Origin of the sequence: Pandoraea sp. SD6-2, from assembly GCF_000389825.1 — a bacterium.
In the GTDB taxonomy this organism is placed as follows: domain Bacteria; phylum Pseudomonadota; class Gammaproteobacteria; order Burkholderiales; family Burkholderiaceae; genus Pandoraea; species Pandoraea communis.
Genome location: NZ_KB944452.1, coordinates 235,517 through 248,147, shown reverse-complemented (window position 1 = coordinate 248,147; position 12,631 = coordinate 235,517). Strand labels below are relative to the sequence as shown.

14 protein-coding genes are annotated in these 12,631 nt (G+C 62.4%); 5 read left to right on the top strand and 9 right to left on the bottom strand.

What is annotated here, in order from left to right; all coding sequences use genetic code 11:
• Positions 1-371 precede the first annotated feature (371 nt).
• Positions 372-644, bottom strand: a complete 273-nt coding sequence (rpsT, locus tag C266_RS16105; RefSeq protein WP_010807144.1) for a 30S ribosomal protein S20 — start codon at positions 642-644, stop codon at positions 372-374.
• 179 nt (positions 645-823) lie between these two features.
• Between rpsT and murJ the strand changes: the two genes are divergently transcribed.
• Together murJ and C266_RS16095 are read left to right on the top strand one after the other, a co-directional pair.
• The gene (murJ, locus tag C266_RS16100; RefSeq protein ID WP_010807143.1) at positions 824-2,374 is read left to right on the top strand and encodes a murein biosynthesis integral membrane protein MurJ; all 1,551 of its coding nucleotides are present in this window, start codon (positions 824-826) and stop codon (positions 2,372-2,374) included.
• Between the two features lie 46 nt (positions 2,375-2,420).
• The gene (locus C266_RS16095; protein ID WP_010807142.1) at positions 2,421-3,287 is read left to right on the top strand and encodes a SirB1 family protein; all 867 of its coding nucleotides are present in this window, start codon (positions 2,421-2,423) and stop codon (positions 3,285-3,287) included.
• Between the two features lie 97 nt (positions 3,288-3,384).
• Here the strand turns inward: C266_RS16095 and C266_RS16090 are convergent, their stop codons facing one another.
• From C266_RS16090 to C266_RS16055, 8 genes are all read right to left on the bottom strand, one after another.
• Complete coding sequence (locus tag C266_RS16090; protein ID WP_010807141.1) at positions 3,385-3,879, bottom strand: DUF962 domain-containing protein; 495 nt, start codon at positions 3,877-3,879, stop codon at positions 3,385-3,387.
• A gap of 169 nt (positions 3,880-4,048) precedes the next feature.
• Positions 4,049-4,807 carry an SDR family NAD(P)-dependent oxidoreductase gene (locus C266_RS16085; protein ID WP_010807140.1) on the bottom strand — a complete coding sequence of 253 codons (759 nt, stop codon included), beginning with the start codon at positions 4,805-4,807 and terminating at the stop codon, positions 4,049-4,051.
• Positions 4,808-4,937: 130 nt separating this feature from the next.
• Complete coding sequence (gene adk / locus C266_RS16080; RefSeq protein WP_010807139.1) at positions 4,938-5,603, bottom strand: adenylate kinase; 666 nt, start codon at positions 5,601-5,603, stop codon at positions 4,938-4,940.
• Between the two features lie 305 nt (positions 5,604-5,908).
• A complete protein-coding gene (gene kdsB, locus C266_RS16075) occupies positions 5,909-6,700 on the bottom strand; it encodes a 3-deoxy-manno-octulosonate cytidylyltransferase (protein ID WP_010807138.1) in 792 nt (263 codons plus the stop codon).
• Positions 6,697-6,903: a Trm112 family protein gene (locus tag C266_RS16070; protein ID WP_010807137.1), complete on the bottom strand. Its 207-nt coding sequence runs from the start codon at positions 6,901-6,903 to the stop codon at positions 6,697-6,699. The genes kdsB and C266_RS16070 overlap by 4 nt, the downstream gene beginning before the upstream one ends.
• Positions 6,884-7,900: a tetraacyldisaccharide 4'-kinase gene (gene lpxK / locus C266_RS16065; protein WP_051126372.1), complete on the bottom strand. Its 1,017-nt coding sequence runs from the start codon at positions 7,898-7,900 to the stop codon at positions 6,884-6,886. Before lpxK ends, C266_RS16070 begins: the two co-directional genes overlap by 20 nt.
• Before the next feature lie 53 nt (positions 7,901-7,953).
• On the bottom strand, positions 7,954-8,415 hold the full coding sequence (locus C266_RS16060) for a biopolymer transporter ExbD (protein ID WP_010807135.1): 462 nt from the start codon (positions 8,413-8,415) through the stop codon (positions 7,954-7,956).
• Between the two features lie 15 nt (positions 8,416-8,430).
• A complete protein-coding gene (locus C266_RS16055) occupies positions 8,431-9,045 on the bottom strand; it encodes a MotA/TolQ/ExbB proton channel family protein (RefSeq protein WP_010807134.1) in 615 nt (204 codons plus the stop codon).
• A gap of 450 nt (positions 9,046-9,495) precedes the next feature.
• Between C266_RS16055 and xseA the strand changes: the two genes are divergently transcribed.
• The 3 genes from xseA to C266_RS16040 all read left to right on the top strand — a co-directional run bounded on the left by xseA (position 9,496) and on the right by C266_RS16040 (position 12,624).
• Complete coding sequence (gene xseA / locus C266_RS16050) at positions 9,496-10,869, top strand: exodeoxyribonuclease VII large subunit (RefSeq protein ID WP_010807133.1); 1,374 nt, start codon at positions 9,496-9,498, stop codon at positions 10,867-10,869.
• 203 nt (positions 10,870-11,072) lie between these two features.
• Entirely contained in the window at positions 11,073-11,651 is a 579-nt protein-coding gene (sodB, locus tag C266_RS16045) for a superoxide dismutase [Fe] (protein WP_010807132.1), read from the top strand.
• Between the two features lie 241 nt (positions 11,652-11,892).
• On the top strand, positions 11,893-12,624 hold the full coding sequence (locus C266_RS16040; protein ID WP_010807131.1) for an HD-GYP domain-containing protein: 732 nt from the start codon (positions 11,893-11,895) through the stop codon (positions 12,622-12,624).
• The last annotated feature ends 7 nt before the right edge of the window (positions 12,625-12,631 follow it).

Genomic DNA, 12,631 nt, shown 5'->3' with positions numbered 1-12,631 from the left:
TACCCTCCCAAAGTTCTCCCCCCGCCGCCTTTCCAGATTCGCGAATGTGTTACAGGCGTTGATGGCTATGGCGATTTGGGTGCCAACGTTGCGCGGGCGAGCGGTGGCAAGCTGTCGGGCGGGAACTGGACGAAGACGGCAGACAACGTGAGTTTGCCCTCGGCGTTCAAGGCGCGTCCGGCCGTGGGAGTAATCCGCCGAAGCGTGGGGAATCAGCAATGCGCAGGCAGGTCGTGGTCGGTCTCGTCTACGCGTTTTGATCAATTGGTGCACAGACAAAAGAAAAAAGCCCGCATAAAGCGGGCTTTTTAGTGTCCCGACCGTAGTCGGAACCGGCAAGCAACTTGTTCTGCTTTGCAGCTTGCGCTGTCTTAGGCAGCAGCCGACATCGCCTTGATGGCGGCCGACAGGCGGCTCTTTTGACGAGCAGCGGTGTTCTTGTGAACGATCTTCTTGTCAGCGATGATGTCGATCGTCTTGGCCGACGTGCGCAGGACTTCCTTCGCAGCAGCTTGGTCGCCAGTGGCGATAGCCTTGCGGACAGCCTTCACAGCCGTGCGCAGGCGCGAACGCAGTGCCGAGTTGTGGGCGTTGATCTTAACGGTTTGACGCGCGCGCTTGCGTGCTTGTGCGGTATTTGCCATGTTCGGTGAATTCCTTGAATTGCTCCGCCTGATGCGGCTTCTATGCAGTTTGGCTCGGCTCCCTGGGAGACACGGTGGCCAGGAAGCAATCCATTGACTTCGAAACCGTCGATTATAGCCGAAGGTCAACGGAAATTGCAACTTCTTTGCTGCAACGCTGTGCGTATAATACGCGCAACATGAATTTGCTCAAAGCTCTCGCTACGGTCAGCGGTTTCACGATGCTTTCGCGCATCACCGGTCTGGTCCGTGAAATTCTTATCGCGCGCATGTTTGGTGCCGGTCCCATGACCGACGCCTACAACGTCGCGTTCCGCATTCCCAATCTGCTGCGCCGCTTGTCCGCTGAAGGGGCGTTTTCGCAGGCATTCGTGCCGATTCTGGCCGAATTCAAATCGCAGCGTAGTGAAGAAGAGACGAAAACCCTCGTCGATTCGGTCACGACGGTGCTGTTCTGGGTACTGCTGTCGATCACCATTGCCGGGGTGCTTGGCGCGTCGGGCGTTGTCTACGCGGTAGCCACGGGTCTCGCGCACGAGAACGGTACGTTCGACGCCGCTGTCTTCATGACCCGCGTGATGTTCCCATACATCACCCTTATTTCGATCACGACACTTGCCGCCGGGGTGCTCAATACCTGGCGTCAGTTCTCGATGCCCGCGTTTGCGCCGGTACTGCTCAACGTCAGTTCGATCATCGCATCGCTGTGGGTCGCCCCGCATCTGGAGACACCGGTCTACGCGCTGGCCTACGCGGTGATCGTCGGGGGCGTGCTGCAACTGGTGATCCAACTCCCGGCGCTCGCGCGTATCGGCATGGTGCCGCGAATCACCCTCAACGTGGCAGCGGCCCTGCGCAACGCCGGGGTGAAGCGGGTGCTGGCGAAGATGGTGCCGGCAACGCTGGCGGTATCGGTGGCCCAGATCAGCCTGATCATCAATACGAACATCGCGTCGCGTCTCGCGCAGGGCAGTGTGTCGTGGCTGGCTTACGCCGACCGGCTGATGGAGTTCCCGACAGCGCTGCTGGGCGTGGCGCTGGGCACGATCCTGCTGCCGAGTCTGTCGCGCGCTCATGCCGACGGCGACGCCGCAGAGTATTCCGCGCTGCTGGACTGGGGGCTGCGCCTGACGTTCCTGCTCGCGATGCCGAGCGCTGTGGGACTCTTCGTCTATGCCGAACCGCTGACCGCTACGCTTTACCAATATGGCCGTTTCGACGCGACCGACGTCACGATGACGGCGCATGCGCTCACGGCCTATGGCGTGGGGCTGGTCGGCCTGATTCTCATCAAGATTCTGGCACCGGGGTTCTACGCCAAGCAGGACATCAAGACGCCGGTGAAGATCGCCGTTGTCGTGCTCATCGCCACGCAGCTCTCGAACCTGCTTTTCGTGCGCTGGTTCGCTCATGCCGGGCTGTCGCTGTCGATTGGTGTCGGCGCATGCATGAATGCTGCGCTGCTCTTCGCCGGACTCCGCAAACGCGGCATTTACCGACCGGCGCCGGGCTGGCGGCTGTTCTTCGTGCAATTGCTCGCCGCCTGCCTGATTCTGGCCGGCGTGCTGTTGTGGTTCACCCAGAGTTTCGACTGGGTCGCGCTCGGGGCTCGGCCGCTCTCGCGCATTGCGCTGCTTGGCGCCAGTCTGGTTCTATGCGCCGTGGTGTATTTCGGGGCATTATTCCTCATGGGTTTCAATTTCTCGTTCTTCCGCCGACGCACTCGCTAATGCCGCATTAGCGGGCCGCTGAAACGGCAGAATCCACGGATACCGCATGGCAAATCGAATTCTCGAGTATTTTGCTGCGCTGGTTGCGTCCGACGACGGTCTGCCGCTTACCGAAGCGGCCATCGCAATCGCGCAAGACGTTTATCCGGATCTCGACGTGCAGGACACGCTGACCCAGATCGATGCGCTTGCCGCGCGTCTGGCCAAGCGTCTGCCGCCGGATGCCGGGCCGCTGCAAAAGCTCCAACTGCTCGACCATTATTTCTTCCGCGAACTCGGGTTCGCGGTCAACCAGAACGACTACTATGACCCGGACAACAGCCACTTGCATGTTGTGCTGGATCGTCGCCGTGGCATCCCCATCTCGTTGGCCGTGCTCTGCATGGAGATCGGTCACCAGATCGGCTTGCCTTTGCGTGGCCTGTCGTTCCCGGGGCATTTCCTGCTGCGGCTTGCCGTGCCGGCTGGCGACGTGGTCATCGACCCGCTCTCGGGCAATTCGCTCTCGCCGCAACGGCTGCTCGAGATGGTCGAGCCGTATCTGAAGCACTATCGCGACGAAAGCGCCGAGCCGATTCAGGAATTGGCGTTGTGGGCGCTGCTGCACCCGTTTCTGGAGCCTGCGACCCCGCGCGAAATCCTCGCCCGGATGCTGCGTAATCTGCGAGCGATCTACACGCAGAGCGAACGATGGGAGCGTTTGCTCGCCGTGCAGGAGCGCATGGTGCTGGTCTTGCCCGACCAGCCTGTCGAGAAGCGGGATCGCGGGTTGGCTTATGCGCGTCTCGGACTGGTACGTCCGGCACAGGACGATCTCGAACACTATCTGGGCAAGCGTCCCGATGCAGACGACGCCGAAGCCATCCGTCAGGTGCTCGACGACCTGAGCCGTCGTCCGGGAAGCCACGGGTAGCGCTCGAGCGCTCCGTTTTCGTGCGTCGGATGAAGAACGCCAGCCTGACCGGCTGGCGTTTCGCTTTTTCACATCGATGATCGAGGTGTTTGGCTTTTCACACCGACTGCGCCGCGAGTTCCTGAACTCGCCGCTGCAATCCCGGTTTGTAACCGAAATGGAAGAACACTTCGGCCATCAGGAACATCGGTGCGATAAATATCTGAAAGAGGTTGTCGAGCAAGGCAGGCTTACGGCCCTCGAAATGGTGCCCGATCAGTTGGATGATCCAGCCGCCGACGAACAGCACGCCAAAGACGGTCAGCGCCCAAGGCCACGGCAGTCGGGCCAGATGTTGCGTGAGCGCCAGCAGCACGGCGAAAAAAGCGGTCATGGCTAGTGCCAGCGGGACATCGAGCAGGAAGTAATACATCAGCAGCACCAGCACGATCACATGCGTGGCGTTCAGGCCGCTCGGGCCGAGCGGCACCCACGAGAACGCCTGCATCACAGCAAGAATAATCATGGGAACGCCGAAGAAATGGGTAAGACGATTCTTGGGACTGCGGTGATAGCGCTGATAAAACGACATCTGTTGCGCCAGTGATTTCATGCCAGCCTCCTGCCTCGGGGACGGGGACACTGCAAGGGCGCCAGCGATGGAACCGGCGTCTAAGCCGACCGCAAGATGCGGTCGGCATTCCATTGTAGTCACAGTCGAAACGATATTTTGCTGCGCCGCGGCAAAGTGACTCGGATGCCGCGTGCCGGCATTTCCGATCCTATTTCGGCTGCATGCGGATCGCGCCGTCGAGCCGAATGACTTCGCCGTTGAGCATCGGATTGCGCACGATCTGCTCCACGAGCATCGCGTATTCTGCCGGTTTGCCCAGCCGGGGCGGGAACGGCACCATTTGGCCGAGCGACGCCTGCACTTCGGCCGGCATGGCGAGCATCATGGGGGTTTCGAAAATGCCCGGTGCGATAGTCATCACGCGGATTCCGCTGCGCGACAGATCGCGCGCCACCGGCAACGTCAGGCTTGCCACGCCACCTTTGGAGGCCGCATACGCGGCCTGCCCCATCTGACCGTCGAAAGCGGCGACCGAGGCGGTATTGACGATCACGCCGCGTTCGCCTTCGCCGTTCGGTTCGCTCTGACTCATCGCGGTGGCGGCGAGCCGAATCATGTTGAACGTGCCGATCAGGTTGATCTGGATGACGCGGGAGAAAGTGTCGAGCGGGTGGGGGCCGTCGCGGCCGACGGTCTTGCCGCCAATTGCGATACCCGCGCAATTGACGAGGCCGCGCAGTGTGCCGAGAGCGCTAGCTGCTGCCACTGCCGCCTTGCCGTCGTCTTCGCGCGTGACATCGCATTTGACGAACTTGCCGCCGAGCTTCTCCGCGAGCGCTTCACCCTCATCGACGTTTACGTCGGCGAGTACGACCTTTGCGCCGAGTCCGGCAAGCCAGCGCGCGGCGGCCGCACCCAGGCCCGAGGCGCCACCGGTGATCAGAAACACATTGCCCTGAATTTCCATGCGTCATCCTCCTTTGGCAAAAAAGGCGGCACAGTGTGAACTGGCCGCCTTTTTCTAAAGCGTCATTGAGGCTCACCCGACCGGGCGCGCCAAGTGTCGCACCGGGTCATGCGGGGCGGCGCCGACGTGCTTACTTCAGTGCATCGAACACGCGCGCGCGGATGTCGTCCACGCTGCCCTGGCCCGAGATCTTGCGATATTGCGGTGCCTCGACAATCGAGCCAGGGCTGCCATGCTTCGCCCAATCCGAATAGTAGGCGACGAGCGGTTTGGTTTGCGATTCGTAGACGGCGAGGCGCTTCTTGACGGTGTCTTCCTTGTCGTCTTCGCGCTGCACGAGCGGTTCGCCGGTCACGTCGTCCTTGCCTTCCACCTTGGGCGGGTTGAAGGTGACGTGATACGTGCGGCCCGATGCCGGGTGCGTACGACGGCCGCTCATGCGGGTAATGATCTCGTCGAACGGCACGTCGATTTCGAGCACGAAGTCGATGGCGACGCCGGCTTCCTTCATGGCTTCCGCCTGCGCGATCGTGCGCGGGAAACCGTCGAACAGATAGCCGTTCTTGCAATCGTCGGCAGTCAGGCGCTCACGCACCATGCCGATGATGACGCCATCCGGCACGAGGTCGCCTGCGTCCATGAAGCGCTTGGCTTCGAGGCCGAGTTGGGTGCCTTCCTTGATCGCCGCGCGCAGCATGTCGCCGGTCGAGATTTGCGGAATGCCGAATTTTTCCTTGATGAATGTTGCTTGGGTGCCCTTGCCGGCCCCGGGTGCCCCCAACAAAATCAGACGCATTGATGACTCCTGAAAGTTTGTGATTTGTGAATGCTTTGCGTGCGGCAGGCCGGTGCGTCTCCGGCGATCTGCGGCGGTGGCGGGTCCTGTGACCGGCCAGCCGCGCTGCGCGCAGACGCCGCGCTCGGCGGGGCGCGGCGCGCGCGACCGGGGGTCTGCTCGCGAGAATTAGAGCGATTATGCCACGACGCGCCCGCCCGTCGGCGTTTTGCCGCGTCGTGGAAGTCCTGCCGGTGCGATTTCCGGGACACCTGCGTGCGTTTCGCGCCGGTGCGGCAACCCCGAAATTCGCACGAGATCGGACTTCAGTTTTGCAGCAGTGCGCGAACGCGTTCGAGATCTTCGGCGGTGTCGACGCCCGGTAGCGGCGCATCGTCGGTCACCAGCACCGCAATGCGTTCGCCATGCCAGAGCGCCCGAAGTTGCTCGAGCGACTCGGCGGTCTCGATCGGCGCTTGCGGCAGGCTCGGATAGCTGCGCAGAAACTTGGCGCGATAGGCGTAAAGCCCGATGTGACGAAAGATGGGCGTGGTCGCCGCCGGCAGGCTTGCCGCATGGGTAAGCCCGGCGGACCATGCGTCGCGCGACCAGGGAATGGGCGCGCGAGAAAAGTAGAGTGCCCGGCCGTGCACGTCGAGCACGACCTTGACGACGTTCGGAGAGAAAATCTCCGCGTTGTCGGTAATCGGGTGCGCGGCGGTCGAAAGCGCACATTCCGGATGCTCCGCCAGATGCGCGGCCACCGCATGAATCAGCCGCGGATCGACGAGCGGCTCGTCACCCTGCACGTTGACGACGATGGTGTCGTCGGACCACCCCTGCTGAACGGCCACCTCGGCAAGACGATCGGTTCCCGTGGGGTGATCGGCGCGCGTCAGCACCACGTCGAAGCCATGCGCCGAGACGGCATCGACCACGCGTTGAGCGTCGGTGGCGACGACGACCTGGCACGCGCCCGACTCACGCGCGCGCTCTGCCACGCGCACGACCATTGGCTTGCCGCCAATATCCGCGAGCGGTTTGTTGGGCAGACGTGTCGATGCGAGGCGCGCCGGCACCACAGCGACGAAGTCGACGGTGTTGATCGAATCGCTCACGATGCAGACTTGTCGTCGTTCAGGGGAACGGGGGTACCCTCGACTGACTGGCGTGCTTCATCGGCCAGCATGACGGGAATGCCGTCGCGAATCGGATAGGCGAGCTTGTCTGCGTGGCAAATCAGCTCCTGGGCTTTCTTGTCGTACTCCAGGGGGCCCTTGCACAACGGGCAGACGAGAATCTCAAACAGTCGGTTGTCCACGCAATTTCTCCACTACCAGTGATACGAGGCGCGCATCGAGCGAGGCCTCGGCAGGTACGGCCCACACCCGCGGGTCGGACCAGGTGACGCATTTTACTGCATCCTTTTCGGTGATCAGGATGGCGTCGGCGGCCACGCCGTCGAACGGATTCGACGCAAAATCGTAATGATCGGGCAACGCGAGCGTCTCGATTTGCAGGCCGGCGGTCCGCAGCGCGGCGAAGAAGCGCTCAGGCGCGCCGATGCCGGCCGTAGCCAGCACGCGTTTACCTGCGAAGTGCGAAAGCGCCCGGGTGAGCCCAGGCTGGCTCACACACCATGCGTCGCCCAGCGTGAGCGTGAGGCGCCACGTGTGCGGCCATTCGGGCAGCGTTCGGCCGTAGGGATCGTTGATGAGATTGGCATCGCGCTGACGCGACAGCGGTTCGCGCAGCGGTCCGGCGGGCAGCAGGAAACCGTTGCCGCCCAGGCGATGGTCGAAGACGGCGATCTCGACGTCGCGTGCCAGTGCGTAATGCTGTAGGCCATCGTCGCAAACGATGACGTCACACGCCGGATGCGCGGCGAGCAACGCACGGCCACCTTCGACCCGCGACGGCCACACCCACACGGGTGCGCCGGTGCGCTTGGCAATCAGCAGCGGTTCGTCGCCGACGTCTTCGGGCCGTGCCGTCACGCCGACTTCGGTCGGATGAGACAGTGTTGCTCCGTATCCGCGAGAGAGTATCCCCGGCGTATAACCGTGCGCACGCAGCGCGCCGACGAGCGCGATGACGGTCGGGGTCTTGCCCGTACCGCCGACGGTCAGATTACCGACCACGACGACAGGCACGGGCAGCCGCGTCGACGTCCTCCAGCCCTGTCGAAAGCTCAGGCGCCGCCATGCCGCCATGGCGCCGAAAACCCACGACACGGGCCACAATAGCCAGGCAACAAGTCCCCGTCGTTGCCATTGCGCGCTCACCCAATGCACAAGCGAGCCCGACAGGCGCGGCACCAATGCACGCGAACGCGTGCCGTTGGTCTGGCCTGAGGGGGATAGCGGCGTGGTCATCGGGAGCGGGAGGGTGCCTCGCCGCGGGCGGCAGTCGAGCGCGCGGCGAAGGTCAGTCGCGACAGACCGGCCTCGCGGGCAGCTTCCATCACGTTGATGACCGACTGATGGGTGCTCTTGGCGTCGGCGTTAATGATGATGACCGGTGATTCTGCACTGCTATTCGCGGGGCCTGCCGCCTGGCGCAGCGCAGCCGTGAGGCTGGCGACATCGCGCTGCCCGAGCGGGTGCCGGTCGATGGCGTAACTGCCGTCGGCACCGATCGATACCACGATCTGACGCGGCGGCACGACAGCCTTTTCTGCATCGGCTGTCGGCAGATTGACCTTGAGCGCCGTGTATCGCGTATAGGTCGTAGTGACCATCAGGAAGATCAGGATGACGAGCAGCACATCGATGAGCGGGATCAGATTGATCTCCGGCTCGTCGCGCGTGGAGAGACCTCGACGGAAATTCATCGCGTGTCTCTCGGATCAGTGCCGCGGCAGCGTGGCATCGAGAAAATGGACGGCTTGCGTCTCGAGTTCGACCAGAAACGCATCGACGCGAGTGCGGTAGTAACGATAGAAGATCATCGCCGGAATCGCGATCATCAGACCGAAGCCGGTGTTGTACAGGGCCACCGAAATGCCGTGTGCCAGTTGCGCCGGGTCGGTGCCCGTGGCGTCTTGCGCGCCGAAGATCTCGATCATGCCGATGACCGTGCCGAACAGCCCCATCAAAGGTGCGACCGAGGCAATGGTGCCCAGCGCGGGCAGGAAGCGTTCGAGTTCATGCGCGACTGCACGCCCGGTCTCTTCCAGCGCCTCCTTGGCGCTTTCGCGCGGCCCTTGCGGGTTGTGTGCGACGAAACGAACACCGGTGGCTAATACGCGCCCGAGCATCGAGCCGCGCGCCAACGCTTCGGTGGCATCCTGTTTGGCCGAACCGCGGCGGGCAAGGGTGATCGCGTTTTCGAGCACCCCGCTTGGCAGTACGCGCGCGCGGCGCAGCGACAGGGCGCGCTCGACGATCAGGGCAAGGGCGATGACGGAAGCGATGAGAAGTGGCCAGATGGGCCAGCCGGCGGCCTGGATAACGGCGAACAAAGACGACCTCTTGCTTGGTGCGGGGGATGGGGCAAACGAGTCCGAACTGTAGCGTGCAGGGTGGGGATGGGCAAGCACCGTTTTCCACATCATCCGAGCACAAGGATGTGGACAACCTTGGGATACGTTCGGCAACTCTTTGACCCGACTGTACTTTTTAGTTCGTGATTAAAGAATGGGCAGCAATTTGTTTCAGAAATGAACACTGCCGCAAGCTCACGATTCCCAAGAAATGGCGTGCAGCCTGTGGATAACTATGTGCACATGTCGCCTCCTCAGCCTATATCTTGGCGATCCTCCCGGAATGACCTCACGGCATCACGGTAAAGGCGACCGCACAGCCCGATAAATCAAGGGTTTGGCGTCGCGATGCAGGAAATATCGGGCATGTGGGCGCGAAAACCCTTAAATTAGCGGGCCTGTGGACAGCTTTTTTGTCAGCGAATACGTATGAACCCATCTTTCGACGACGCCCGGCCCATTAGTGGTGCGGATCGCGTGCTAAGTGTTTCGGATTTGAACAAAGCCGTGGCCGGCGTGCTGGAGCGGAGCTTTCCGCTGGCATGGGTCAGCGGCGAAATTTCGAACTTCACGCGTGCGGCGAGCGGCCACTGGTATTTCTCGATCAAGGACGCGCAAGCGCAAATGCGCTGTGTGATGTTCCGCGGCCGCGCGCAGCACGCCGACTTCTCGCCGAAAGAGGGCGATCGCGTCGAGGTTCGTGCGCTGCTCTCCATGTACGTGCCACGCGGAGAGGTCCAGCTCAATGTCGAGGCGATCCGCCGCGCAGGGCAGGGCAATCTGTATGAGGCGTTTCTGAAACTCAAGGAGAAGCTCGCCGCCGCAGGGTTGTTCGACGCCCAGCGCAAGCGTGCTTTGCCGAGGTATGCCCGCCGGGTAGGCGTTGTCACGTCGTTGCAGGCCGCCGCGTTGCGCGACGTGCTGACGACGCTCGCCCGGCGTGCCCCCCACGTTGCGGTGGTGGTCTATCCGGCGCCCGTGCAAGGGGCGGATGCGGCGACACGGCTGGCGGCGGCGCTCGATACGGCCAACGCCCGCCGCGAGGTCGACGCCCTGTTGCTGTGCCGTGGCGGTGGTTCCATCGAAGACCTGTGGGCGTTCAACGAGGAAGTGCTCGCCCACGCCATTGCGCGCAGCGAGCTACCCGTTGTCTCCGGTGTGGGGCACGAGACCGATTTCACGATCGCGGATTTCGTGGCCGACGTGCGTGCGCCAACCCCGACGGCGGCTACCGAACTGATTAGTGCGGCCCGTGACGAATGCCTGCGCGAGATCGACCGGGAACGCCAGCGGCTGACCCGGGCGATGTGGCGCATGCTGGAACAGCGTGGCCAGCAGCTCGACAGTTTGTCTCGCGGGCTGGTGTCGCCTCGTGAGCGTCTGGCACGTCAGCGCGGCGAACTGGCGCACTTGAGCGACCGGATGCGACACGCGTTGGAACGTCCGCTGGCCCAGCGCCGTGGCCGTTTCGAGATGTTGCGCCTTCGCCTGACGCGTGCGGTACCCGATGTCGCGCCCCAGCACGAGCGTGTCTCGTTACTCTTGCAGCGCCTGCAAAACACAATGTCGCGCCGGGAAGAGCGCGCTGCCCAACGACTCGCCGATGCCACAGCGCAGCTCGAGTTACTCAATCCGCGCCGCACGCTACAGCGCGGCTATGCCGCCGTGCTCGATGGGAAGGGCCAGCCGGTTCGCGATCCGAGAAAATTGCATCGGGGCCAGCAAGTGACGATGCACTTGGCCGATGGTGCCGCCGACGTCGGCATTGGTGATGTTCAGGTCAGGCTAGACGATACTTTTTAGCGGGACCCGGTTCGACAATACTGACAAATCGCAGCCATCGTGCGTCGATTAGCCGGGATTGGCAAACAATCGTCACAGAGATATCGCATAGTGGGGTAAATCAAGTAACCGTGCGGTTTGCGGGGTTTTCGCATCTGCCCTAGAATCGATGGCTCCGGATAATGCAAAATCGGGTTCCCCTCAGAGCACAAAGGACAATTGCCATGGAACACAAGCTCCCTGAACTGCCGTACGCCATCGATGCACTGGCGCCGACCATCTCCAAGGAAACGATGGAGTATCACTACGGCAAGCATCACCAAGCCTATGTGACCAACTTGAACAACCTGATCAAGGGCACCGAGTTCGAAAACGCCAGCCTCGAAGACATCATCAAGAAGTCGTCGGGCGGCGTGTTCAACAACGCAGCACAGGTGTGGAACCACACCTTCTTCTGGAGCACCCTGTCGCCCAAGGGCGGCGGTGCACCGTCGGGCGATCTGGCCAAGGCCATCGACGCCAAGTTCGGTTCGTATGACGCCTTCAAGGAAGCCTTCTCGAAGTCGGCCGTGGGCAACTTCGGTTCGGGCTGGACGTGGCTCGTGAAGAAGGCCGACGGTTCGGTCGACATCGTCAACACCAGCAACGCCGCCACACCGCTGACCGGCGCCGACAAGCCGCTGATCACCATCGACGTGTGGGAACACGCCTACTACATCGACTACCGCAATGCCCGTCCGAAGTTTGTCGAGGCATTCTGGAATCTGGTCAACTGGGACTTCGCCGCGAAGAATTTCGCGTAATCGAGCCTCCCGGACTTTGCCGGCCGATACAATCCACTTCAGTGAAACTCGCTGAAGGGAACGTCAGGCGCCCAACCCGAGCGTCTGGCGTTGGCGGCGAAACGAAAACCCACCGCTTGCGGTGGGTTTTTTGTTTTCAGCGGTCACAGGATTACCGTCTCGTGCGTTTTGCTTGACCGCCATCAAGATTTGCGTATGTCGCCGTCGTTAGAGTAAACACTTCAAACAGAACGGACAACGTATGCCTGACCCTGCGCCAGCGCGCGACATCTGCGCCACCACTCTTTCGCTCGCCCCTGACGCCTCGCGCGACACCTGTCGCCCCGAATCCCGTAACAACGATCCCCATCATCGCTACTGGCTCGCCGACGCCCGGCTCATGAGCAGCCTGCCGCCAGCCACATGGACACTCTTCCGTCTGGCCGAACAAAAGCGGGGTAGCACTGCCACGCATATGTGGCGCGTCGGCGCGCTGGCCTGGCGTTTCGCGCAAGCGCTCGGCATGCCTGCCGTTAAAGCGCAGGCCCTCGGGCTGGCAGCGGCGCTGCACGACACCGGCAAGCTTTGCATTTCAAACGCGATACTGGAAAAGCCGGGCAGGCTGACGCCCGATGAGATGGATGTGATGCGTATGCATCCGCAATTGGGGGCCGATATGTTGGGCGCTATCGGCGGTGCGGCATGCACGTTGGCGGCAACCGTCGCTCGCACGCATCATGAACGCTATGACGGCGGCGGTTATCCGTATGGTCTGTCGGGGAATCGTATTCCGTTGGCGGGACGGATCGTCGCGTTGGTCGACGTATTCGACGCGCTGGCGAGTCACCGGCCGTATCGATCGGCACTGCGTCCGGCCCAGATTGTTGCGGCGATGCTCGCCGAGCGGGGGCGTCACTTCGATCCGTGGCTGCTGGATCGATTTCTCGAGCGTTCGCTTGGGTCCGCGTTGGAGATATCGGGCGGCGCCCGTTGAGCGCGCG

Coding starts and splice junctions, on each gene's coding strand:
- rpsT (WP_010807144.1), bottom strand. CDS start 644: ATGGCAAATACCGCACAAGCACGCAAGCGCGCGCGTCAAACCGTTAAG.
- murJ (WP_010807143.1), top strand. CDS start 824: ATGAATTTGCTCAAAGCTCTCGCTACGGTCAGCGGTTTCACGATGCTT.
- C266_RS16095 (WP_010807142.1), top strand. CDS start 2,421: ATGGCAAATCGAATTCTCGAGTATTTTGCTGCGCTGGTTGCGTCCGAC.
- C266_RS16090 (WP_010807141.1), bottom strand. CDS start 3,879: ATGAAATCACTGGCGCAACAGATGTCGTTTTATCAGCGCTATCACCGC.
- C266_RS16085 (WP_010807140.1), bottom strand. CDS start 4,807: ATGGAAATTCAGGGCAATGTGTTTCTGATCACCGGTGGCGCCTCGGGC.
- adk (WP_010807139.1), bottom strand. CDS start 5,603: ATGCGTCTGATTTTGTTGGGGGCACCCGGGGCCGGCAAGGGCACCCAA.
- C266_RS16060 (WP_010807135.1), bottom strand. CDS start 8,415: ATGAATTTCCGTCGAGGTCTCTCCACGCGCGACGAGCCGGAGATCAAT.
- xseA (WP_010807133.1), top strand. CDS start 9,496: ATGAACCCATCTTTCGACGACGCCCGGCCCATTAGTGGTGCGGATCGC.
- sodB (WP_010807132.1), top strand. CDS start 11,073: ATGGAACACAAGCTCCCTGAACTGCCGTACGCCATCGATGCACTGGCG.
- C266_RS16040 (WP_010807131.1), top strand. CDS start 11,893: ATGCCTGACCCTGCGCCAGCGCGCGACATCTGCGCCACCACTCTTTCG.